This is a genomic window from Peribacillus muralis (assembly GCF_001439925.1).
GTDB lineage: Bacteria > Bacillota > Bacilli > Bacillales > DSM-1321 > Peribacillus > Peribacillus muralis.
Genome location: NZ_LMBV01000020.1, coordinates 55041 through 78735 on the forward strand (window position 1 = coordinate 55041; position 23695 = coordinate 78735).

A 23695-nucleotide genomic window follows, 5' to 3' on the forward strand; every position below is an offset into this window, starting at 1 on the left:
TTACCTTTAGCAAAGATTATAGTGATAAAATCGGTCCGCTTTGTATTCACTGGAAAAACCCAGGTTATCTGGTGATGGTGATGGTGAACTTATACCTGTCTGCACGATATGCTGATTTAACGAATTCAAGTGGAGTTCCATCTTTAAGGAACGTGTTCCTTTGAATGAATAATATGGGCGAATGCTTAGGAATCGCCAAATGGGCGATTTCCAAATCGGAAGCAATCGATGATTCCAACGTTTGTGTCGCATAGTCTATTTTAAGTTTAACGTAATTCTCGATATATTGGTAAAGCGAAAGGTTAATGATTTCTTCCGTCAATCCTTTAATTAAATTCGCGGACATGTACACCGTCTCTAGTGCCATGGGAACATCATCGGCCAACCTGATCCGTTTTATTTCATAAACGGGGGCATACACGGAAATATGCAATTCATTGGCGATTTTCTTATTAGCCGGAATGATTTCGAAGCTAAGTAGCCTGCTGCTAGGATTCAGGCCCCTTGCCCTCATATCTTCAGTAAAGCTGGTCAGCCCATTGAGCTGCTGTTCCAATTTTTTATCGGCGACGAAAGTTCCACGGCCTTTTTGTCGATATAGATATCCGTCATTAACCAAATTATTTATCGCTTGGCGCACGGTCATCCGGCTAATTGCGAATTGCTCGGCATATTCACGCTCAGATGGCAGGGCATTATGCGCTTGGAACTCACCGTTTTCTATTTGCCTTTTTATTTGTTCTTCAATTTGAAAATAAATCGGAAGAGGTGAGTTTTTATCAATCATCGATGTTCGCTCCTTTTAGGGCATTTCCACTCGGGATAACGCTTTTTGGTCTGCGATAATTGTAACATTATTATGTTTTTTTAGGATAGAGGCAGGGAATTCCTCAGTAATTTCACCATCGATCAGCCTCTTCAAGGTTTCGGCTTTTTCTTCTCCTGATATCAGCAGGAGGATTTCCTTGCTTTTCATGATTGTGGAGATACCCATCGTCATTGCATGTGTGGGAACTTCATCAATGGAGTCGAAATAACGGGCATTCGCTTGGCGTGTTGAGTCCTCAAGCGTCACTACATGCGTACCGGACGTGAAAGAAGTTCCAGGCTCATTGAAACCGATGTGTCCATTTTGTCCGATGCCAAGTATTTGGAGGTCAATCCCGCCCAAGGAATCGATTCTTTTGTCATATCGTTTGCATTCTTCATCGGTGTTCTCCGGTGTGCCATTTGGAACGAAGGTTTGTCCTTTATTGATATCGATATGATTGAACAAGGAATCATTCATATAAAAATGATAACTGTTCGGATCGTTTGTCTTTAAACCGATATATTCGTCAAGGTTGAAAGATGTTGCTTGCTCATAAGATGTATGATTACGGACATGGTCTTCGATCATGCTATCGTACATTCCTTTCGGCGTACCGCCCGTTGCCAAGCCAAGAATGATTTGTGGATTTTGTTTAACCTTTCCAATAACTATTTCTCCTGCCGTCCGACTCATTTCTGCGTAGTCCTGCACTTTAATGATATTCATTATACATTCTCCTTTTTATAAGCTAATTTCCCTCTGCAGAACGTCATTTCAACGTCCAAATCTTCATTTAAGATGACAAGGTCCGCGTCTTTTCCAACTCGGATGCTGCCTTTCTTATCAAATATCCGAAGCTGCTTGGCGGGATTTTCTGCCGTCATTTTTATAATGTCAGTCATGGAGCAACCGGTGTATTGCATTGTATTCTTAATGGCATCGTTCATTTTCAATATACTACCGGCAAGTGTCCCATCTGGAAGCGTTGCTTTCGTTTCATCAACATACACATCTTGGCCGCCCAAGTCGTAAGTGCCCTTTTCAAGCCATTTGGCACGAAGCGAGTCGGTTATCAGGATCATGCGATCGCTCGTAATTTGATCAAATGCCAACTTCACCATTTCCGGTCGGCAGTGAATGCCGTCAGCGATAAGTTCCACGAATAACTCGTCACGAAGATAAGCCGCGCCCAATACGCCAGGTTCACGGTGATGGAGCCCCCGCATCCCGTTATAAAGGTGTGTCACATGTGTAGTTCCTGCTTCAATTGCTTCACTTATTTGGTCATATGTCGCATCGGAATGTCCAATGGAGGCAACGACGCCTGTTTCCTTTAAGTGTCGCGCAAGCTCTAATCCGTTTGGTTGTTCAGGTGCAAGCGTTACAAGCTTGATATGGTTCTGGGCAAGCAACTGCCAACGCTTGAAAAGCGATACATTAGGATCGATGATGAAATCAACAGGCTGTGCCCCTTTCCGGGCTGGTGAAATGAATGGGCCTTCCAAGTGAATTCCGACTATTTCAGCATGATCGTCGTTTTGATCTTTAATATAGGTACCCGCGTTAAGCAGTGCGGTTTCGATGGCGTCCTCCGATTGGGTCATCGTGGTTGCCAGAAAGCTGGTGGTCCCTTCTTTGGGAAGGGTCTTCGCCATCGTTGTCAATGCTTCGCTAGTGGCGTCCATGGCATCGGCTTTGGCCGCGCCGTGGATATGAACATCGATGGCACCGGGAATTACCTGATATTCCGATGAAAGGTTAATTACCTCGGCATCCTCATCATGTTTACATTGGCTGGCTGGACCGACTTCGGCAATTTGCCCGCCCTCGATTTTAATGTACCCATTTTTGTATGTTTCCTTTTCGCTATGAACCACTAGATTATTAATAATGAATGTTTTCATACATAATCTCCTTTATGAAAGTGAAACGTAAGGATAGAGTCACGAATTGGTCTCACATATTTTGCACTAATTTTATCGCTTTTATTAAAAGTTGTCTAGACCAGTTGCTTTGTATAAGAGGTTAAAAAGATAGTTAACTCTATAATTAACGGAAATGTTAAATTTTATAAGTGATATTGGTATAGACATCTATATATTTTCTGTGCTAGTATAAGCCAATAAAAATATATTCTATTAACAAAATGAAAACGCTTAATACATCAAGTTAGGTACAAGGGAGATGAGTTCAATGTTGAATTATTTACAAAAAATTGGGAAAGCTTTAATGCTACCTATTGCTGTCTTGCCAGCAGCGGCTATATTGCTCCGCTTAGGCCAGCCCGATTTACTGGATATTGCATTTATGGCAGCCGCGGGAAAAGCGATTTTTGATAATCTGGCTTTACTATTCGCATTGGGAATAGCAATCGGTTTATCTAAAGACGGTAGCGGTGCCGCGGCATTAGCTGGTCTTGTTGGTTACTTCGTTTTAACGAATGGTACACAGGCCATTAATAAAGAAATCGACATGGCTGTTTTAGGCGGTATTATATCAGGTATCGTTGCAGCTTTTCTGTACAATAGATACTCCGATATAAAGCTTCCTGAATGGCTTGGATTCTTTTCAGGAAAACGGTTTGTCCCGATAATCACCTCGCTTGCGATGATTGTTCTCGCGGGAATATTCGGGATTGTATGGCCACCAATTCAAGATGTTATCAATAACATTGGAGAATGGATCACAGGAGCAGGTGCTTTAGGCGCTGGTGTATTTGGGGTTTTAAATCGCTTATTGCTTCCTGTAGGATTGCATCACGTTTTGAACAGCTTAGTATGGTTCGTATTTGGTGAATATAATGGAGCAACTGGTGATATTAATCGTTTCTTCGCAGGCGATCCAAATGCTGGACCTTTCATGACCGGCTTTTTCCCGATCATGATGTTCGGTCTACCGGCGGCAGCATTAGCCATGATTGCAGCTGCTAAGAAAGAGAAACGTAAATTGGTGACGGGGATGCTAATTGGTTTGGCTTTCACTTCCTTCTTGACCGGTATCACTGAACCAATCGAGTTTTTATTCATGTTCATTGCCCCGGTATTATATGTCATACATGCCTTATTAACAGGGGTCTCCATGGCACTCGCAGTTATGTTGGATATCCATCACGGTTTCGGATTCTCGGCAGGGGCCATTGATTATATGCTGAACTTTGGGATAGCCCAAAAACCATTATGGATCATACCGATTGGATTGGTATACGGAGCCATATATTTCGTGATTTTCTACTTCGTCATCAAGGCCATGGATTTAAAAACACCAGGACGTGAAGACGATGAGGAAGAAGCAGCAGAAGAAACTATGGTAACAACAGGTGATAAATATACCGATATGGGTTCTCTGTTCATTCAAGATCTTGGCGGTAAAGAAAATCTGAAGTCGATTGATAATTGTACAACTCGTTTACGATTAGTAGTGGCCAATGCAGATAATATAAACGAATCTGCTCTAAAAAGGCATGGTGCTCGAGGTGTGCTGAAGTTAAATAAAACAAGCGTTCAGGTCATAGTTGGTACGAATGTCGAATTCGTTGCAGATGCGATGAAGCAACTTGTCCAAAATGGCGTTAGTCCGAGCCAAGTGAAAACAGCTCCACCAGCACAAGTTGTGGATGAATGCGTAGAAGAAAACAAAGACCTGGATTTAGGCGTTGGTGATTTTGTTCTTCCAATACAAGGTACCGTATTACCAATTGAACAAGTTCCTGATCAGGTGTTTGCGATGAAAATGATGGGGGACGGCTTTGCAATTGAGCCTGTAGATGGCAAACTCGTATCACCGATTGATGGAGAAGTGCTTAATGTATTCCCAACTAAGCATGCTCTAGGCTTGAAAATGAATAATGGTCTGGAAATTCTCATTCATGTTGGGTTAGATACAGTTAAATTAAATGGAGAAGGGTTTACATCTCTTGTCCAAGAAGGCCAGAAGATAACAAAAGGTACGCCGTTATTGGACATTGACCTTGATTTCATAAAACGCAACGCTCCTTCTACTGTCACTCCTATCGTATTCACTAACTTACCTGAAGGTACGTCAGTGAAATTGCAAAAGTCAGGGATGCAGAAACAAAATACAGCGGATATCATCTCGTTGGAAAAACAATGAAGTGATGGATAACAAAAAAGGCGGTCGACAATGTCGACTGCCTTTTTTATCATTTTCCGCCAAACGTCTCTTCAAGCGTGTGAAGCCATCGTCTAAACAAAAACGTTCGGCTGCCTACTGGTATATTTGTGAAGAAGTGAAGAAATGAAGCAAAACGGTCAAGTACACTCTAATGAATGGAAAGGTCCTTGTCTGTATAAAATGGAACATCCAGCTTTAAAGAGAGCGTACCCTTTCCTGAGTATTACCTTACATGTTTCAAGCCATATTGTGTTAAGCGTTCGAGCATGCCTTAGTCAATTCGGGAGCATCAACGATTCGCTGTACAACCGATCCCTCGAGCGTCTCTTTTTTCAATAGCTCCTCAACAAGCACTTCATACTGTGGGCGGTTCGCGTCAATCAACAATTCCGTTTCAGAAATTGCTTTGGTGAATAATTCCTGCATTTTTTGCTCTTTCTCGCCTTTATTAAAGGTGAGGGTAAATCCGTCTTGAAGCATTCCGGTATCGACCATTTGTTCCAGGAGATGCTTCGCCTGTTGTACATCTCCGCCTACTCCAATGCTGTGCTCCCCTAAATACATTCTTTCCGCCACTCCACCGGCTAAAATCATTTTGACTTGATCAAGCAATTCACTTGCCGTTGCCAGATGGAGTTCTTTCGGTATCGGTGCAACATATCCAAGGGCCTCGCCACGTGGGATGATGGTCGCTTTCCGAACAGAACCGGGCTTGGTAAAAGCGGCAATCAAGGCATGTCCACTTTCGTGAATCGCCACACGCCGTTTTGTATCCACATCATTCAACGTCCGTGAAGTGGCACCTAGAATCGTACGGTCAATCGCATAATCGAGATCCTGTTTACGGATCATATCTTGCTCATTTCTAAGGGCGTGGCGTGACGCCGTATCGAACATGGAGCTTAAGTCCGCACCGGAAAAACCGGAAGTACTTTCGGCCAATTCATCCAGCGACGCCAGGACATCTGTCGCAAGAAGTTTTCCCTTCGTGTGGATATCGATGATCTCTTTTCTCCCTTGTGTATCCGGAAGGGGAACCTGGAAAGAGAAATCAATCCTGCCCGGGCGTAGAAATGCTTCATCAAGCATATCTTTCCGGTTGGTCGCCGCAATGAATAATATGCCTTCATTTGGATGGCCTCCATCCAATTGGACAAGCAGTTCCGTTAACGTTTTCTCGGCTTCTTCCCCGCCGTGGGCTTTCCTTTTACCAGCTAACGCGTCCACTTCATCGATGAAAATGACAGCTGGGGATTGCTTCCGTGCATTTTGGAAAAGTGTGCGTACACGGGCTGCACCGACTCCAACAAACATTTCGTTGAACGCTGAACCGCTCGTTGAGAAGAAGTTTGCACCAAGCTCTTTTGCGATTGCCTGTGCAAGCAACGTTTTCCCCGTTCCAGGGGGTCCATACAATAAAATGCCTTGAGGCGGCTTAATTCCAATTTTGGCTGAACGTTCAGGTTCCTTTAATGTAGTGAGTGTCTGGAGGATTTCTTGCTTGATTTCGGTCTGCAAGCCGCCTACATCAGCCAAAGTTATCTCTGGTAAAGGCCTAGGGCTGGAGAGGCTTTGTTTCTTGCTGCCGATGTGTAATCCGCCTTTTGATTTTTTTAGTATGATCACAGCGGTTGCGGCCAGCGTAGCCATCAATGCGCCTAGAATCCATAATGCCGACTTATTAGTTGATGAAAAAGAATATTGAACGTTATAAGTTTCGACAAGTTTATCGATCATTTGACTGTTGGGAGGAATGCTAGAAACATATTCTCCATCAGGTGTAGTGATGTGGAGGGTGCCGTTTCTTTTTTCTTCTATGGAGACAAGACCCCCATTTTGGGCTTTAATCGTCTTTTCAACCGAAGAAAAGGGAATGACCGTATCCTTTGACTGAGTTACAACATACCAACTGATTCCAGCAATTATCACAATGAAAGCCGTCAAGAACGGCAGCAACTTCGAAACTAATTTAGAGTTCGAATTCAATTTTTCATCTCCTTTAAGAATATATCTTCAGTATAAAATTTTTAAACCTGTAATACATAGGTCTTTACGCCCTAAAATAAAGGTAAATAATGTTAAAGTCAAGAAATAGTATTTGTTCGTGAAAATAATGAGCATGGAGTTCGGCATTTTAACATACATATTCATCCTGTACATTAGACTTTTTAAATTTGAAATGCTAAAGTGAGATGGTCTAAGTGATGAAAAAAATAAAATGGTAGAAGAGTGTGAATTTTGATGAGTAAATTTATAAACAACTATATAATTACGATGAAGGATATCGTTAAAGAAGGAGATCCCATTCTGCGTCAGGTAACGGAGGAAGTTAGCCTGCCGATTTCAGATGAAGTTCGTGAAACATTGGACTGCATGATGCAATATTTGAAAAATAGTCAGGATCCAAAACTGCAAAAGAAGTATAACCTGCGTGAAGGTGTTGGGTTGTCTGCCAATCAGATTGGCTTGAACAAGCGCATGTTCGTTATGTACTTTCCAGATGAAAAGGGGAAGCTGTATGAATGCGCCCTAGTGAATCCGAGAATCGTCAGTCATTCGGCCACCATGATCTATTTACCGCAAAGTGAAGGCTGTCTTTCTGTCGACCGTGATATCAAAGGCTATGTACCGCGATATGAACGAGTTAAAATCAAAGCGTTGGATGGAAATGGTGAGGAAATAGAGATGCGGCTTAAGGGCTTTGCCGCGATCGTATTTCAACATGAGCTAGATCATTTGAACGGGATGATGTTTTATGACCGGATCAATGACGACAACCCTTTCAAGCTTCCGGAAAACGTGGAAGTGAAAAGTCTGTAAAGTAAAAAAGGCAAAGCGCCATGCTTTGCCTTTTTTTGTTATTTGTCATGATTCTTCTTTTGCGGGTGTTTCTACTCTCGTTTTTCCCATAAAGAAAACGGTGATGGCTGCAAGCCCAATCGGGATGAGCGCCAAGGTGAATATCAATGAAATGGAATCGGACATGGCATGAACGATTTTATCCAAGATAAAGTCGGGTATCTCGGCACGTGCATCGGATTGGAAGAGCTGACGTGGATCTTGCAACAATCCTGGATCCGGACCGCCTTGCATTCCTTTGAAGGCGTCCGCCATCTTACTTGTAAATACATTGTTTTGTATTGCCCCATAAATCGTAACACCGAGCGTCATTCCAAATGAGCGAAGGAATGAGTTTGTAGAGTTGGCCGAGCCGCGGAATTTTGGCTCCAGATTATGAATGGAGGCAATAGGTAAAAGGGAGAAGGAGAAGCCCATCCCAAAACCAGTCAGAATCATGAACAAAGTTAATGAAGCCCTGCTCGTATCAGGGGTAATCGTCCCTAAGAGCAACATTCCAACGAAATAGCAGATGACGGAAATCGCCATTAAGTTGCGAAAGCTTGTTTTTGTATTGAATATCCCGCCAATTGCACTGCCGACTACAGAGCCAAGCATCATTGGTGTGAGAATCAACCCGGCATTCGTGGCAGAGCCACCATATACGGCCTGGACGAAAATCGGGATATAGACCGTTAAAATGATGAATGTGCCGCCATAAAGGATCGCTAAAATTTGGGAAGTGGCAAACAATCGCCTTTTAAACAGCCACAATGAAATGATTGGATCTTTTGCTCTTCTTTCGAAAAAGAAAAAAGAAACGAAGAACACGACAAAGCTAGCAAACAGAGCGATGATTGGAGAAGAAGACCAACCATACTCCCCGCCCAATTCGAGCGCAAACATTAAGCTGACAACGGCAATGACGAGCGTAGCTGCGCCGCCCCAATCGATTTTTTGCTCTTGGGTGTTTGCCGACTCCTTGTAATATTTCGAGATGAAGAATAGCGATATGATTCCAATCGGAACGTTGACGTAAAAGATCCAGTGCCAGCTGGAATACTCGGTAATATAAGCACCTAATAGCGGGCCCAATACGCTTGAGGCACCGAATACAGCACCGAAAAGCCCGGTTAACTTCCCGCGCTTCTCTGGCGGGAAAATATCAAAGATGATGGTAAAGGCTATTGGCATCAGAGCGCCTCCGCCAATTCCCTGGATTGCACGGAAGATGCTTAATTGCACGATGCTTTGAGCCATGCCGCATAATGCTGAACCGATTAAAAAGACGACCAGTCCAAAAATGAAAAACCTTTTTCTTCCATACATATCGGATAGCTTACCGAAAATCGGCATGCTTGCCATCGTGGCGACCATATAAGCAGATGTGACCCAGACAAACTTATCGAACCCGCCTAAATCAGATACGATCGTTCCCATGGCAGTCGCCACGATCGTATTATCCATTGCTGACATCAAGATGCCCAATAAAAGCCCGGCAACAATGAATTTCTGGTGGTTTTGATTGTTCATTTATTATCCTCCTTCGTTTCAACCAATTCATGAATTTGCTTTACATGGTTGAAAGGTAAACGTTAAGATTAAACAAAACATTTATCTTGAAAATCAAGATAAATTTAAGTTTAAAAGGGGGGGCATTTCATGTCAAGCGGTAAAGAGGTAAATGTAGCTCTATTAGAGAGTTTGACTCATGGCTTGCAGCGGTTCGGAATGAGATCCGTTTTATTTCAACAAAACATGGCCCAAAAGATAGGTGTGACCCATACTGACTTGAAGACTGCCGAAATATTGAAAGAAACAGGCGCGATAACCGCAGGTGAGCTTTCGAAAATTACAGGATTGAGCACAGGTTCGGTTACGGCATTGATCAATCGCCTTGAAAAATCCGGATATGTAAAAAGAGATCAGGATCACAAGGATGGAAGGCGCGTCATGATTGCACCGATACCTGAAAGGCAGGAACAGATCAAATCGCATTATCAATCACTGTCGGCGGCCACGCAGGATTTATGCTCCACTTATAACGAGCAAGAGCTGATATTCGCAATCCAGTTTATTGAGGATATCACAAATATCATGGATAAAGAAATTGACAAATTAATGAGCGAACGAGGGTAGCTGATAGGGGCTACCTTTTTTATATAAGAAACGAATGGAAAATGCTACATTTCAAATAAAATATATATTGATAATGATTTTCATTATCTGCTAATATGAATCTACAAATCATATTAAAGGGAGAAAACATTATGAAAAAAGCAAAGGCGTCATTAGCAGTCCTGCTATCCACCAGTCTATTATTCGGATGTGCGCAGGAAAACGAAGGGACTAAGCCGGCAGATGACAAAGCCAAAGAAAAAAGTGTGAGTAAGCTGGATGATGTATCGCGTGAGTACCGCGAATATGCGATCAATGAAATAGAAGAATTTGTACAAGCTACGGAAGAATTTACGACGGCGGTATCAGCCGGTGATCTTGAAAAGGCTAAGGAAGTGTACGCGCCAGCCCGTATGCATTACGAGAGAGCCGAACCGATCGCTGAAGTATTTGGTGACCTAGATCCGAAAATCGATGCACGTGAAGGTGATGTCAAGGATGAAGAATGGGGTGGGTACCACCGCATTGAAATGGGATTATGGCAAGAAAACACGACAAAAGGATATGAAAAGTATGCAAAGCAGTTGATGAGCGATGTCAATTTGCTTCGTGCCAAAGTTGAAACGGTTGATGTCACGCCGGATTTATTGATCACGGGTGCAGTCGATCTATTGAATGAGGTTTCAACAAGTAAAGTTACAGGAGAAGAGGACCGGTATTCTCATACGGATTTATATGATTTCGTTGCCAATGTTGAAGGGGCAGAAAAGATTTTTGAACTGCTTACTCCAGCGTTAAAAGAAAAGGATGCAAAGCTTGCTGAGGAAATCCAACAACGTTTTGACGAAGTGTATGCCCTGCTTGAAAAGCATAAGGAAGGGGATGGATACATTTCATATACGGATTTAAAAAAATCCGAAGTTAAAGAGCTAAGTCAAGCGATCGATGCCTTGGCTGAACCGCTTTCGCAAATAGGGATTGTAACGGAGGAATCATAATTGAAGGAAAATACGCCGAGTGATGAAACGAAGCTTTTCACTAAAAAGGTGAGCCGCCGCAAAATGTTGAAAACGGCAGGAGTCGGTGGAATCGGAGTCGTGATAGGAGCATCTGGAATTGGCGGGCTGTTGACGCTCTCCGATTCAAGGGCGAAGGGACAAACGAAAGATATTGTCCCTTTTTATGGGGCGCACCAAGCGGGAATCACCACCGAAACGCAGGATAACCTGTATTTCGCTTCTTTGGAAGTCACCACGGATAAAAGGTCTGATTTAATTCAGTTATTTAAGGATTGGACAGAGGCCGCTGCCCAGATGACAGCGGGAAACTTGGTGGGAGAAGCATCTCTTAATGCAAATATGCCTCCAAAGGATACGGGGGAAGCGAAAGAATTATCACCTTCCAATTTAACGATTACTTTTGGCGTCGGGCCGACCCTGTTTTCAAAGGATGGCAAGGACCGGTTTGGCTTAAAATCAAAAAAACCTGCTGAATTGAATGCTCTGCCAAAGTTCCCTATGGATGCGTTGGAAGATTCATGGAGTGGTGGGGACATTTGCATTCAAGCATGTGCCGATGATTTGCAAGTCGCTTTTCATGCCGTCCGGAACTTGGTGAGGATAGGAAGAGGGAAAACGATCATTCACTGGGCGCAGACGGGTTTTCAACGGACTAAGCAAGCCGATTCGGGTAAGACGACACCGCGTAATTTATTCGGTTTTAAGGATGGGACGGTCAATCCGGATACGAATGATGGCAGTGAAATGAATGAGCATGTTTGGGTGAAGGTCGGGGATGGACCTGACTGGCTTGTTGGCGGCAGTTATATGGTGGTGCGCCGAATCCAGATGTATATCGAGGTTTGGGACCGTACGATATTGAAAGAACAAGAAAACACGTTTGGGCGTCACCGGGACAGCGGAGCTCCATTAGGGATGAAGAATGAGTTTGATCGCGTTGATTTAGAAGCTAAAGATTCAAATGGAAACCAGATCATTCCGGAAAACTCCCATATGAGCCTCTCTAGGGGAGACGGCAAAGCAAAAATCCTGAGGCGCCCGTATTCATATGCGGATGGCATGGATCCCAAAACAGGCAGCTTCAATGCTGGTCTGCTATTCATTTGTTTTCAGCGAAACCCAAGTAAACAATTCATCCCCATACAGGAGCGACTCGCAAAAAATGACAAGCTAAATGAGTATATCGTTCACAGGGGAAGTGCCATATTTGCGTGTTTACCAGGTGTGAAAAAGGGTGGGTATATAGGAGATTCCCTTTTTGGATAATTTGAATTTAAGATGTAGGACGTAAAATCGCCAGCGTGGATGTAATCCGGGTTGGCGATTTTAGTTCATGAATGAGGAGGGGCGAATATGAACGTTTTTAAATGGAAGAGTGGGATAGTGGTTTTGCTGGTCAGTTTTTTAATCATTTTACCTGGTGTCAAAATGGCCTCGGCTGGTGAAAATCACGATCAGCTTTTTGTATATATTGGCGAAAGTTTAATGAAGCTAAAATCCGGGGAAGTTGAGCAGGTATCGAAAAACATCGATTCATTCGAGAAAGATTGGAAAACGATTAAAACGGACAGCAAAGATGCGAAGAAGGTAAGCGGAGAGCTGCAATCCGTAAAAAGTGCATTGAAGGAAGGAGCCTCGACGGCTGATATTAAAAAGCGGCTTTCGGCATTATCAAATGCGCTTGTCACCTATGACGCGAAGGAAAACCCCGTTGACAAAACGGACTATAAAGAAAGGTTACAAGCCCTTTTACCTTTAATAGATGAATTGGACGCTTCTATCACGGCAAAGGATTTTGATCAGGCTAACGTTCAATATGCCAACCTGCTGAATCATTGGACCGACGCGGAGGTTGTTGTCAGGGAAAAAAGTGTGGCTACATATGGTGAGATCGAAACGAAAATGGCGTTTGTGCGAATTGCGATTACACAAGATCCTCCTGATCAGGAAAAAGCCAAAAGTAATGTAGCTGAATTAAAAGGACTGATGGAGGATTTCCTCGCTGGCAAAGTTGAAAAAGGAAGCAAGAAGGCAACTTATTCACTTGCAGATGTAACGCAACTGCTTCAAGGAAGTGTTACAAATATTGAAAAAGATGACATTGATTCGGCCGTTAATCGGTTAAATGAAATTTTAACGATTTGGCCTAATGTTGAAGGGGAGGTCTCCACGAGGGACAGCAAGCTTTACAGTGATATGGAAACGAAAGTTCCAACCGCCATCAGCCTCTTGCAATCGAAGAATATTAAGGCGGAGGAAGCAAAGGCGATCGTATCCGACTTAAACACTAGATTACTACCTTTGGTTGATGATACAAGCTATACAACATGGGATGCCGCACTGATTCTGTTACGAGAAGGATTGGAAGCGCTCTTGATTGTAGCTACATTATTATCATTCCTAACCAAAATCGGGCAAGCGGACAAACAGAAATGGATTTGGGCAGGGGTTGGAGCGGGATTAGTTGCCAGTTCCATATTGGCTGTCATCATCAACATCGTGTTCTCACAGATCACGGCTGCATCAAGTCGGGAATATATTGAAGGAATCACTGGAATAATGGCAGTATTGATGATGTTGACGATTGGCATTTGGCTTCATAGTAAAGCGAATGTCCATGCATGGAACCGATATATCAGCAAGCAAATGAACCAGGCCATTGCCACGGGCAGCATCATCTCATTTGCGTTAATAAGTTTTCTATCGATATTCCGTGAGGGTGCGGAGACCATTATCTTTTATGCAGGAATGGCACCTTATATGGAAATAAAGCAGCTGTTAAGCGGGATTTTGCTTGCTTTCCTCACTTTAGTGGTGATTGGTTTCATTATGCTGCGTTACAGTGTGAAATTACCGATGACGTTATTCTTTAAAGTGGCGACGTTACTCATATATGCTCTAGCTTTCAAGATACTTGGAGTCTCTATCCATTCGCTCCAAGTTTCCCAAGTGATTCCGACAAATACGATCAGCTCCTTCCCGTTTGTTGAAGCGATAGGTCTTTATCCAACAATCGAAACGCTTGTACCGCAAGCTGCTCTGCTTCTATTGATAATATTCGCTGCTTATTGGGTTAAAAAAAGCAATTCCTTATCAGGATGAAATATAGTACTTCAGCGAAGAGATCTTTTATGGGTATATTGCTTCCATTGATAAAGGATGAAGCAGCCGATGCAAAACCCAAGAATGGCGATGAGGGAAGCTATCCCGACCAACAAGGTGAACAGAAAACCGATAACAGTCCAACCGAACAGAAAGGATATCAAGCCAGCTCCTAGGCACACGACAGCAATCAGCTGATTGAATTGCTGCTGCGAATGCTCTTCAGGAATATATTCGGAAGGCTTTTTTTTCAAAAAGAGCTTTGCTAAGCGCATAATGGGGTTGAATTTAAAGATAAGACCTAAAAGCCCTGCTGTTAAAGGAACCATTAATAACATAAATTGGCCGGTCAACAAGGCAATGGATACACTTAGGAAGATGACCCATTGATTCGTGCGTACTAAGGGACGTGGTATGGAGCGAATTTCACTGGTCATAGGAAAACCAACTTTCTTGGTGGGATTTATTAACGTTCATCATATCGGTATTTTACTCATTTGTGAAGCAGTATGATAAGAAAGCGGCTGGAATGGATTTAATTATAATTATTTTAATTTAGTATTGATTATAATCAAAAAAGTGCTATAATATATTTAACATCTAGTTTAAATGAGGAGGGACGGGTACGTGGTAGCTAAAGTATGTGAAACTTGCGGTACACCAATTAAAAAGCTAAAGCATTCCACCCTATGCCAATGCGGTCCTAAAATATTGAGCACTCAATTTTCTGTGAAAACAAAAAAATAAATAGCATATATATAGGTAAAAACCGATTATCCATTAATCGGTTTTTTTGTTTCCCAGATGGGTAAAGACCAAAAGAACAGAAATAATACCCCGATTATCCAACACTATTATTTTTCATTTCAGTTAAAATAATGTACGATTGGAGAATAGAATAAAATGTCAGGGTGTAAGGGCAGGGATTTTGAATTGCCTAAACCATCACGCGACGGTTTGGAGGGGTTATATTGGGAACGAGACATTAAAAATTGGCGAGTTGGCGGAAATGGCGAATGTTACGAAACGAACCGTTGATTATTATACGAACCTAGGTTTGCTTAAAGCAGAACGTTCCGCCTCCAATTACCGTTATTATTCACTCTGTGAACTGGAAAGGCTTCGCCGGATCGAGCGATATAAACGAAAAAACCTTTCATTGGAAGATATAAAAGAATTGTTAAAAGAAGACATGGAAGCATTATCAGCGATAGAGGAAACTGGGCTTAAGCTGAAAAATAAAATGGATGGCTTGAACGAGGAACTTCAAGAAGTCATAAGCTTGATAAAAAAAGACGAAAAAAATGAACTTCTTCTAAAAAAACAGATTTCCCATGAAAGCATGACCTTAATCCAATCATTATTAGTGTTGCTTGTATGATTGAAATTTATCCCCTATAGTTTAGTGCGCATAGGTGCATAATAACGATATAGGCTAAATGGTTTTGGTGCATGCTGCAGTAATGAAACTAACCATTTATACAGGAGGTGCTTGGGATTAAACCGTGTATGTCCAGTCCAGCTGTTTAAAGGATTGGCATGATGGTCAGCCCGCACATATTGGAGATTTTTATAAAATTATTAGCAGTAGCTGTATTAATAGCATTAACCGCATTTTTTGTTGCCTCGGAATTTGCGATCGTTAAAGTCAGAAGCTCCCGCATTAACCAACTGATTGAAGAGGGTCATAGAAGTGCCCTGGCAGCCAAGAAAGTTACAACCCATATCGATGAGTATTTATCAGCGTGTCAATTGGGGATTACCGTAACGGCTCTAGGATTAGGGGTGTTGGGCGAGCCTACCGTTGAGGCAATTTTAAAGCCGTTGTTCACAAGATGGGGGCTTGAGGAATCCGTAAGTCATATCATATCTTTCATAATCGCTTTTGGTTCAGTGACTTTTCTTCACGTTGTCGTCGGAGAACTGGCGCCAAAAACCGTAGCGATTCAAAAGGCGGAGGAAGTCACCTTACTTTTTGCTAAACCGTTAATCCTTTTTTACCGTATTTTATATCCCTTCATATGGTTGTTGAATGGTTCTGCCCGTCTCCTTACAGGCATATTCGGGTTAAAGCCCGCTTCTGAGTCGGAAATGGCCCATTCGGAAGAAGAACTTCGCATCATTTTATCGGAAAGCTATAAAAGCGGTGAAATCAATCAATCGGAATACAAATATGTTAATCAGATATTTGAATTTGATGAGCGTATCGCAAATGAAATCATGGTTCCTCGTACGGAAATGACCGTTATTGAAAAGGGCATGCCGTTATTGGAAGTCGTTGAACTGATTCAAGAGGAGCAATATACGAGATACCCGGTCATAGATGGTGATAAAGATAATGTTGTCGGCATGGTCAACATCAAACGTCTTTATACAGCGACGATAACAGAGGACAATGTATCGGCAATGACGGTCGATTCATTCATAACGCCTATCATTCGTGTGCTCGAAACAATCGCGATTCATGACTTGCTGCTGAAAATGCAGAAGGAACGAATCCATATGGCGGTTTTGACTGATGAATATGGCGGAACTGCAGGCCTTGTTACGGTTGAAGATATCCTTGAAGAAATTGTTGGCGAAATTCGCGATGAATTTGACCAGGACGAACGTCCGCTTATTCAAAAAATCGATGAGGGACATTATGTTTTCGACGCAAAAACATTGGTTGAGGATGTCAATGATACCCTTGCCATAGATTTACCCGAGGAAGATATTGATACACTAGGCGGATGGGTCCTGACTGGAAGGTTTGAAATTGCAGTTGGGGATAGAATGGAATACGCCGGATATGAATTCACTGTAAAAGAAATGGACGGTCACCATGTTTTATATGTTGAAGTGAAGAAAATCCAAAAGAAAACCCAATAAACAAGACAAAAAAAACCGAAAGTGGATCCTTTCGGTTTTTTGCCTTTTAGTAGAACATACACGGATGAATACAAGGATAAGAAATTTTTGTTAAATAATTATGTAGGTAACCATTTTTAGTTGGAAAATGTTAAAATGTAGCTTGAGTATTATTATGTACGATAAATTTAAAGCATATAATGAGATTTCTATTCGAAAAGTAATAATGAAGTATCTTGTAATGCCGTTTAATTTTGGCTGATCATAATTAAGTATGAAGGTGGGCGGAAATATGGGTTTTAAGAAGAAGCAAATGTTAGGATTCGGGTTAATTTTGCTTTTCTTGGCGATATTACTTTCTTTCATGATGTTTACGCTAAACAATTTAAAGAGCAGCATGACTGAAATCGTTGAAAATCGCTATGAAAAAGTTCAAGCGTCGATGGAAATACGGCAGCTGTTTTCAAGGTCGGATCGGGAAATTCTGTTTGCGGCCAACGATGCAAACAAAGAAGAAAGAGCAGAAAGCCTTGAAATCATTAATGAGAATCATAGTTTAATTGAATCAAAGGTTGCCAATTTATCAGGTACGTTAACAAAGGTGAAGGCAAAGCAACTATTGAAAGAGTTCGAGACGCAGTATGCATCATACTCGATAACGGAAGCGGAGATCCTGCAAAATATACAATCAGGAAATACTGGCGAAAATATTTCGAGCCTGATGAAAGACCAAAGGGAAAAACGGACGAAAGTCATAAGCACGATGGACGACTTTAAGGATTATCAAGAAGGTGTCATGAAAGAAACCTTGAAAAATTCGAAACAAACCTATGAAGACATGATTGGTTTCATCATCTTTGCGGTTATTCTTAGCATTTTGGTTATTTCGGTAACGATGGCTTGGATGATGCGAAGTACGTCTAGAGATTTGCAATCCATTACGAAGGTCATCAAAAATATCGACTTTAAAAATCTGTCGGTCGTGCCAAGAGTTCCGGTTCGCACTAATGATGAAATTGGTGTTATGGCCCGATCCTTCAATGATATGGCAGAATCGCTTGAAGTATATCATCAAAAAGAGAAGGACTTCACTGAAAAAATCAGTGATCAAAACTGGATTCAAACTCGTGTTGCCGATATAGCGACCATGTATCAGCGTATCGTTGATGTCGAGGTGTTGGGTGATCGGTTCATTACAAGACTTACACCGATGATGGGAGCTTCAATTGGAGCTTTCTACGTCAAGCGGGGTGAGGGTGCCGATATGCGTTTCGTGAAGCTTGCGAGCTTTGCGGGAGATGGAGAAGACTCAGGCAGACGTGAATTCCGATTGGGCGAAGGTCTGATTGGGCAATGCGCCCTTGAAGGGAAATTGAAAGTCATTGCCGAGATTCCTGAGGACTTCCAACTGGTTACAACAGGGCTAGGCGGAGTGAATCCGAAAAGCATAGTCATTGCTCCAGTCCTTTTTGAGGGTGATGTTATAGCGATGGTTGAATTAGCTAGTCTGGAGTCCTTTACGAACCTGCAAAAACGTTTTCTCAATCAAGTGCTTGATACACTAGGCATTACGATCAATAATGTTGAGGGCCGGATGGAGATCGAGCGTTTACTGCGGGAATCACAGGCACAGACTGAGGAATTGCAGGCTCAATCGGAAGAACTGCAATCACAGTCAGAGGAAATGCAAGCTCAATCAGAAGAACTGCAAACACAGGCTGAAGAGCTGCGGATGATCAATGAGCAACTCGAAGAGAGAAATCGCGAAACGGAAGATAAATCGAAAGAGCTTCAGGTTGCTAAATCGAACCTTGAGAAACAAGCCGAAGAATTAAAGTTAAGTTCCAAGTATAAATCGGAGTTCATGGCTAATATGTCACATGAATTGCGGACACCCCTCAATAGTATTTTGATATTGTCGGAAATGCTCTCCGATCCAAATGATAGTAAATTAAACGAAGAGCAGCAGGAATTCGCTCGTGTCATTAATTCATCAGGTCAAGATTTATTAACATTGATTAATGATATTTTGGATTTATCCAAGGTGGAAGTAGGAAAGCTGGAAGTGGTATTCGATGAAATGAACATGAGTGAGCTTCCTGAATTATTGCACCGTAACTTCGATCATGTAGCGAAGAAAAAGAACATTGACTTTATAATAGAAAAAGATAAAAGTGTTCCGGATATTTTCTTTACGGATGAACAGCGTTTCTGGCAAATTCTGAAAAACCTGTTGTCCAATGCTTTTAAATTCACGGAAAAAGGCTCCGTTTCTGTCCAAATCAAAAAAGCTGATGAAGAAAATGTAGCTCAATGGATCCAAACAAAAGGAGCGAACAGTTGGGTCGAGATCAAGGTGACTGATACAGGCATCGGAATTTCAAAAGAGAAGCAAAAAATCATCTTTGAGGCGTTCCAGCAGGGTGATGGAGCTACAATGAGGAAATATGGCGGTACAGGACTGGGGTTATCCATTTGCCGTGAGTTCGCTAAGCTACTAGGTGGCTGGGTTGTCGTCGATAGTGAAGAAGGAAAAGGAAGTACCTTCACGTTCTTCATTCCAAGCATGCCAGAGGGCTTCAAAAGTGTTGGTGAAGCAAGAGCTGCTTCTCCAGAAGTGGCTGCAGCTACACAAGATGAATCAGGCGCCGTTCTCGGCGATCAGGTAGAACCGGCAGTGGAATCACTGGAAGAAGATAATAGCGCTAAACCTTTCCGAAATAAAACCGTCTTGGTCGTTGATGATGACCACCGAAATATATTTGCGCTTAAAAACGCCCTTAAGCATGAGGGCATGGAGATCCTGACAGCCGAAAACGGCTATGAGTGTTTGGATATTCTTAAAAATGGTAATCATATAGATGCAATATTAATGGACATCATGATGCCAGGCATGGACGGTTACGAGACGATGACAAGGATTCGCGGGCAGAATCAGTTCGAGAACCTTCCAATCATTGCGTTAACGGCTAAAGCGATGAAAGGCGATAGGGAAAAATGCCTGAAAGCGGGTGCCTCCGACTATGTAAGCAAGCCATTGAAATTAGATCAATTATTATCCGTTCTAAGGGTATGGCTGACTAATTGATTGATAGTATAGGTAAGGAAGGTTTTGCATGAAGGATACTTTAACGATTGAAGAGCGAGAAGATATAGAAATCGAATTATTGTTACAAGCCATTTATTCCGTTTCCGGCTTTGACTTTCGCAAATACATGCGTTCTTCAATAAAACGAAGAGTGGAAAATCGAATGAGACTTGATCATATTCGAAGGATAAGCGGAATGATTGAAATGGTTTTATATGAAAAAGGATATGTCGAGAAGCTTCTAAAAGATTTTTCGATAAATGTTACCGAAATGTTTCGCGATCCCGATTTCTTTAAAGCTTTTCGATTGAATATCGTCCCGCTCCTGAGAAACCTTCCGGAAATCAGGATTTGGCATGCTGGTTGCTCCACTGGTGAGGAAGCCTTTTCCATGGCTATCATCCTTAAGGAAGAAGGGCTTTATGATAAGGCGAGGATTTATGCAACGGATATGAATGAAGACGTCCTGCTACATGCGGAAAAAGGCATACTGCCCTTAAATAGAATGCAGTCTTATACGAAGAACTACATGCACGCTGGAGGTAACCAAGAATTCTCGGAGTATTACACTACCGATTATCAATATGCCTACCTTGATTCCGGCCTGCTTAAAAACATCGAGTTTTTCCAGCATAACTTAGTTACGGACGGATCGTTCAATGAGTTTCATATCATCATGTGCCGGAATGTGATGATCTATTTTACAAGTGAGTTACAAACCTATGTTAATCAGCTGTTTTTTGACAGTCTATGTAAAGATGGGTTCCTAGCGGTTGGCAGCAAGGAAACACTTCATACGTCTTCCTTTTCGGAAGACTACGAGGACTTTGACCCAAAGGAACGGATTTATCGGAAATTATAATAAAGAGTCCGCGCTTGCGGACTCTTTATTTTTATTAGAATTTTTCCGGTATTTTTCAATTTCCTTTGCATTTTTATGTTTATGCTATTAAAGGATAGGGTATATAGAATCAGTTAGACTTCAAGTGGATTTGCCATCATTGCTAATTATTATTAAATGAGTCTGAACTTCGTTATAATAGAATCATATTTATTATGAAATGAACCGATTGATATGATAAAGATAAATGCTGCCGCTCGATATAAGCCAAAAGGGGAATGAAACAATGACGATTTTAATCGTAGATGATAACCAGGTTAACCTTTTCGTTATAGAAAAAATTTTAAAGCGGGCTGGCTATACGGATTTTATATCATTAAATTCAGCTGTTGAAATGTTTGAATATTTACAGGTGGATAGTCCGCAACCTAAAGAAACTTCTGTTGATATAATCCTGCTTGATATCATGATGCCTGACATAGATGGGATAGAGGCTTGCAGAAAATTGCAAAGTATTCCTCACCTTAAAGATATACCTGTGATTTTTGTGACCGCTCTTGAAGATTCAAATAAGGTCGCCGAGGCACTTGATGTAGGCGGAATCGATTATATAATGAAGCCTATTAATAAAATTGATTTGCTTGCAAGAATCCGTGTAGGATTAAGGCTTAAATATGAAAAAGATTGGCACAAAATGCAGGATGAAAAAATACGCAATGAATTGGATCTTTCCATGCAGGTTCAAAGCAGTTTGTTAAGCGAGCCCATTGTAGGTGAACATTTAACTATAAAGGCATCATACTTACCTGCGAATAAATTAGCAGGGGATATGTACTATTGGCATCGCATTGATGAAAACCGTTATGGGGTCATTCTGTTGGATATGATGGGGCATGGCATTTCGGCCTCGCTTGTATGTATGTTCATTTCATCTGTTTTGAGGGATGCAATCAGGACCCATACGGATCCAGTGGCGGTCATTCATGAATTGAATCGCTGGATGAGCATTCTTAATAAAGAAGATAACCATGTGCATTACTATTTTACCGCCATTTATATGATCATTGATACGGACCAAAAAACAGTGGAATATGTCAATGCTGGGCATCCGCCTGGCTTTGCTAGGATGGATGATGGAAAAGTGGCTTCGCTTAAAAAAGGGACATGTCCAGTTGGTTTCTTTACCGAGATGAAAATGGAGAAATCGATCATTCATTATGAGGAGAAGATTCAGATTCTGCTCTTTACGGATGGGGTGATGGAAGCCATAGACGGGGAAGGGACGGAAGGGTTGGACCAAATACAGGAAGCGGTCTCGACAAGATGGTTTGAGTGTAAGGAAACTGCGCCAATCGATTTTGTGATGTCCCCGGAAATGCAGCAAGATCAACCTGACGATATGTGTCTTGTAGTCATTCAGGCTAATTGAATAAACGAAGAGGCGGCAGATTATCTGCCGCCTCTTCGTTTTATAAGAAATGGGTATACATTATTTGTTATCTTTCAGTTTGCCAAGACCTTCTTGAAGATTGCCTTTTAATTTATCCACTTTACCTTCTGCTTGTAAGTGAGGATCATTTTTCGCGTTCCCGACCTGGTCTTTCGTTTCGCCTTTTACCTTATTTACAGCACCTTTTACTTTGTCTGATAAACCGCTCATTATGTTACCTCCTTATTTTCTTTATATCCTCTATATACCCGTTAAGTTTATGCGTAAACCCTGTTTGTCAGTTTGGTATGCTTTTGAATGAATTGATAAGACCGTTCAATGATGTAATCTTTATCATGATCAAGTGATGCCACATGATATGAATTATCAAGTGAAACCATTTCTTTATCATCCGATAAAACAGTTTCGTATATATGATGGGAGCATCGGTCTGGTACTACGTGATCCTCTGGGGAGTGGAAGAGGATGAGTGGGCAAGTGATCTTTTGGAGTTGTGCGCCGGTATGCTTCATAATATCCAGTAACTGATTAACGGCTTTTATTGGAACCCTGTCATAGGCAATTTCTTTACTATCAACGGCTTTTATGTCAGGCTTGCCTTCGGGGATGAATCGTGGGACCGTTTTGTTGCAATATTTTTCATATTCCGGAACTTGGAGAGCTGCATTGATCGTGAGGATCCCATCACAGGCCACTTTAGTTGCTAAGTCTAGGACAAGAGCGCCTCCCATTGACTGCCCGATTACAAAAACATTTGTACAGGTCTGTTTTAACTTTGCGTACGCCATTTCCACATCTTGTATCCATTGCTGATAATCGCTTGTCTCCATTTCAGCTTCATCCGTTCCATGGCCAGCCAAACGAGGGGCGAAGACAGTGAATCCTTTTGCAGCAAAGTTTTCACCTAAATACCTTACGCTTTGTGGTGTTCCGTTAAAACCATGACAAATAAGGATACCGATAGAATTGCCGGGTATGAAAAACTGTTCCGCACCTGATATTACCTTTGCTGCTGTCATATTCCCATCTCCCTTTAAATGACGTTTGTGCATTAATCCGATTATATTACTTGGTTATACAATATCATACTCCGATTTGCGAAGTCAACTTGGCTCTATGCGTATTTCAGTAAGAGGAAACGCACTTTTCCAAACAAATCAATCTTCACACAGGCGCATCGCTCGCTCACAATACCGGTTTATATAGAAGAGCTTGAGTTGGCATCGGTTCTGGTGCACGATCGTTAAGAAGCCAAGATTTGATTACGGGATATTAACTTTAATATATTTATAAAATGCATTGACTTTAAGATGAAATAGGATTAATATAAATAAGCACCAAGTAAGACACATGAAATATTTCATCAGCTTTCGGCAGATTAACCGAAAGAAAAAATAATAACTGTTGACTTCTTACTATGAAAATGATAAGATGAAATGGTCGCTGA

The 23695-nt window shown here is 41.8% G+C and carries 19 protein-coding genes; 11 read left to right on the forward strand and 8 right to left on the reverse strand.

The annotated features are described in order from the left end of the window. Positions 1-64 precede the first annotated feature (64 nt). From ASU00_RS18945 to nagA, 3 genes are read right to left on the reverse strand one after another with little or no spacing between them, the layout of a single operon-like run. Positions 65-787, reverse strand: coding sequence for a GntR family transcriptional regulator (locus ASU00_RS18945; RefSeq protein ID WP_057915033.1), 723 nt, complete (start codon positions 785-787; stop codon positions 65-67). Between the two features lie 15 nt (positions 788-802). After that, complete coding sequence (gene nagB, locus ASU00_RS18950) at positions 803-1537, reverse strand: glucosamine-6-phosphate deaminase (protein ID WP_057915034.1); 735 nt, start codon at positions 1535-1537, stop codon at positions 803-805. Further along, positions 1537-2715: an N-acetylglucosamine-6-phosphate deacetylase gene (gene nagA, locus ASU00_RS18955; RefSeq protein ID WP_057915035.1), complete on the reverse strand. Its 1179-nt coding sequence runs from the start codon at positions 2713-2715 to the stop codon at positions 1537-1539. The genes nagB and nagA overlap by 1 nt, the downstream gene beginning before the upstream one ends. Before the next feature lie 289 nt (positions 2716-3004). Between nagA and nagE the strand changes: the two genes are divergently transcribed. Continuing rightward, positions 3005-4921, forward strand: coding sequence for an N-acetylglucosamine-specific PTS transporter subunit IIBC (nagE, locus tag ASU00_RS18960; RefSeq protein WP_057915036.1), 1917 nt, complete (start codon positions 3005-3007; stop codon positions 4919-4921). A gap of 273 nt (positions 4922-5194) precedes the next feature. Here nagE and ASU00_RS18965 read toward each other — a convergent pair whose 3' ends face one another. Then, positions 5195-6928: an AAA family ATPase gene (locus tag ASU00_RS18965; RefSeq protein WP_057915037.1), complete on the reverse strand. Its 1734-nt coding sequence runs from the start codon at positions 6926-6928 to the stop codon at positions 5195-5197. Positions 6929-7183: 255 nt separating this feature from the next. Here ASU00_RS18965 and def point away from each other — a divergent pair, with 255 nt between their 5' ends. Beyond that, positions 7184-7762 carry a peptide deformylase gene (gene def, locus ASU00_RS18970; protein WP_057915038.1) on the forward strand — a complete coding sequence of 193 codons (579 nt, stop codon included), beginning with the start codon at positions 7184-7186 and terminating at the stop codon, positions 7760-7762. Positions 7763-7807: 45 nt separating this feature from the next. Here the strand turns inward: def and ASU00_RS18975 are convergent, their stop codons facing one another. Next, positions 7808-9313, reverse strand: coding sequence for an MDR family MFS transporter (locus tag ASU00_RS18975; protein WP_057915039.1), 1506 nt, complete (start codon positions 9311-9313; stop codon positions 7808-7810). Between the two features lie 129 nt (positions 9314-9442). Between ASU00_RS18975 and ASU00_RS18980 the strand changes: the two genes are divergently transcribed. The 4 genes from ASU00_RS18980 to ASU00_RS18995 all read left to right on the forward strand — a co-directional run bounded on the left by ASU00_RS18980 (position 9443) and on the right by ASU00_RS18995 (position 14019). Then, complete coding sequence (locus tag ASU00_RS18980; protein WP_057915040.1) at positions 9443-9919, forward strand: MarR family transcriptional regulator; 477 nt, start codon at positions 9443-9445, stop codon at positions 9917-9919. A 131-nt stretch (positions 9920-10050) separates the two neighbouring features. Then, positions 10051-10896 (forward strand): iron uptake system protein EfeO, encoded by an 846-nt coding sequence (efeO, locus tag ASU00_RS18985; RefSeq protein ID WP_057915041.1) that lies wholly within the window; start codon positions 10051-10053, stop codon positions 10894-10896. Next, a complete protein-coding gene (gene efeB, locus ASU00_RS18990; protein ID WP_057915042.1) occupies positions 10897-12183 on the forward strand; it encodes an iron uptake transporter deferrochelatase/peroxidase subunit in 1287 nt (428 codons plus the stop codon). An 87-nt stretch (positions 12184-12270) separates the two neighbouring features. Beyond that, complete coding sequence (locus ASU00_RS18995; RefSeq protein WP_057915043.1) at positions 12271-14019, forward strand: FTR1 family iron permease; 1749 nt, start codon at positions 12271-12273, stop codon at positions 14017-14019. 11 nt (positions 14020-14030) lie between these two features. Here ASU00_RS18995 and ASU00_RS19000 read toward each other — a convergent pair whose 3' ends face one another. Further along, positions 14031-14456 carry a DUF4395 domain-containing protein gene (locus ASU00_RS19000; protein ID WP_057915044.1) on the reverse strand — a complete coding sequence of 142 codons (426 nt, stop codon included), beginning with the start codon at positions 14454-14456 and terminating at the stop codon, positions 14031-14033. A gap of 491 nt (positions 14457-14947) precedes the next feature. Between ASU00_RS19000 and ASU00_RS19005 the strand changes: the two genes are divergently transcribed. The 5 genes from ASU00_RS19005 (at position 14948) to ASU00_RS19025 (ending at position 22227) form a co-directional block, all read left to right on the forward strand. Next, a complete protein-coding gene (locus ASU00_RS19005; protein WP_236712778.1) occupies positions 14948-15400 on the forward strand; it encodes a MerR family transcriptional regulator in 453 nt (150 codons plus the stop codon). Between the two features lie 179 nt (positions 15401-15579). Continuing rightward, positions 15580-16890 carry a hemolysin family protein gene (locus ASU00_RS19010; protein ID WP_057915053.1) on the forward strand — a complete coding sequence of 437 codons (1311 nt, stop codon included), beginning with the start codon at positions 15580-15582 and terminating at the stop codon, positions 16888-16890. 271 nt (positions 16891-17161) lie between these two features. After that, positions 17162-19957 (forward strand): response regulator, encoded by a 2796-nt coding sequence (locus tag ASU00_RS19015; protein ID WP_057915045.1) that lies wholly within the window; start codon positions 17162-17164, stop codon positions 19955-19957. A gap of 28 nt (positions 19958-19985) precedes the next feature. After that, the gene (locus ASU00_RS19020; protein ID WP_057915046.1) at positions 19986-20819 is read left to right on the forward strand and encodes a CheR family methyltransferase; all 834 of its coding nucleotides are present in this window, start codon (positions 19986-19988) and stop codon (positions 20817-20819) included. 265 nt (positions 20820-21084) lie between these two features. After that, positions 21085-22227 (forward strand): PP2C family protein-serine/threonine phosphatase, encoded by a 1143-nt coding sequence (locus ASU00_RS19025; protein WP_057915047.1) that lies wholly within the window; start codon positions 21085-21087, stop codon positions 22225-22227. Positions 22228-22287: 60 nt separating this feature from the next. Here ASU00_RS19025 and ASU00_RS24710 read toward each other — a convergent pair whose 3' ends face one another. After that, positions 22288-22458: a CsbD family protein gene (locus ASU00_RS24710; RefSeq protein ID WP_082630470.1), complete on the reverse strand. Its 171-nt coding sequence runs from the start codon at positions 22456-22458 to the stop codon at positions 22288-22290. Positions 22459-22505: 47 nt separating this feature from the next. Continuing rightward, positions 22506-23267: an alpha/beta hydrolase gene (locus ASU00_RS19030; RefSeq protein ID WP_057915048.1), complete on the reverse strand. Its 762-nt coding sequence runs from the start codon at positions 23265-23267 to the stop codon at positions 22506-22508. Between the last annotated feature and the right edge of the window lie 428 nt (positions 23268-23695).

Coding starts and splice junctions, on each gene's coding strand:
- ASU00_RS19030 (WP_057915048.1), bottom strand. CDS start 23,267: ATGACAGCAGCAAAGGTAATATCAGGTGCGGAACAGTTTTTCATACCC.
- ASU00_RS18995 (WP_057915043.1), top strand. CDS start 12,271: ATGAACGTTTTTAAATGGAAGAGTGGGATAGTGGTTTTGCTGGTCAGT.
- nagA (WP_057915035.1), bottom strand. CDS start 2,715: ATGAAAACATTCATTATTAATAATCTAGTGGTTCATAGCGAAAAGGAA.
- ASU00_RS18945 (WP_057915033.1), bottom strand. CDS start 787: ATGATTGATAAAAACTCACCTCTTCCGATTTATTTTCAAATTGAAGAA.
- def (WP_057915038.1), top strand. CDS start 7,184: ATGAGTAAATTTATAAACAACTATATAATTACGATGAAGGATATCGTT.
- ASU00_RS19000 (WP_057915044.1), bottom strand. CDS start 14,456: ATGACCAGTGAAATTCGCTCCATACCACGTCCCTTAGTACGCACGAAT.
- nagE (WP_057915036.1), top strand. CDS start 3,005: ATGTTGAATTATTTACAAAAAATTGGGAAAGCTTTAATGCTACCTATT.
- ASU00_RS24710 (WP_082630470.1), bottom strand. CDS start 22,458: ATGAGCGGTTTATCAGACAAAGTAAAAGGTGCTGTAAATAAGGTAAAA.
- ASU00_RS18980 (WP_057915040.1), top strand. CDS start 9,443: ATGTCAAGCGGTAAAGAGGTAAATGTAGCTCTATTAGAGAGTTTGACT.
- nagB (WP_057915034.1), bottom strand. CDS start 1,537: ATGAATATCATTAAAGTGCAGGACTACGCAGAAATGAGTCGGACGGCA.
- efeO (WP_057915041.1), top strand. CDS start 10,051: ATGAAAAAAGCAAAGGCGTCATTAGCAGTCCTGCTATCCACCAGTCTA.
- ASU00_RS19015 (WP_057915045.1), top strand. CDS start 17,162: ATGGGTTTTAAGAAGAAGCAAATGTTAGGATTCGGGTTAATTTTGCTT.
- ASU00_RS19020 (WP_057915046.1), top strand. CDS start 19,986: ATGAAGGATACTTTAACGATTGAAGAGCGAGAAGATATAGAAATCGAA.
- ASU00_RS19025 (WP_057915047.1), top strand. CDS start 21,085: ATGACGATTTTAATCGTAGATGATAACCAGGTTAACCTTTTCGTTATA.
- ASU00_RS18975 (WP_057915039.1), bottom strand. CDS start 9,313: ATGAACAATCAAAACCACCAGAAATTCATTGTTGCCGGGCTTTTATTG.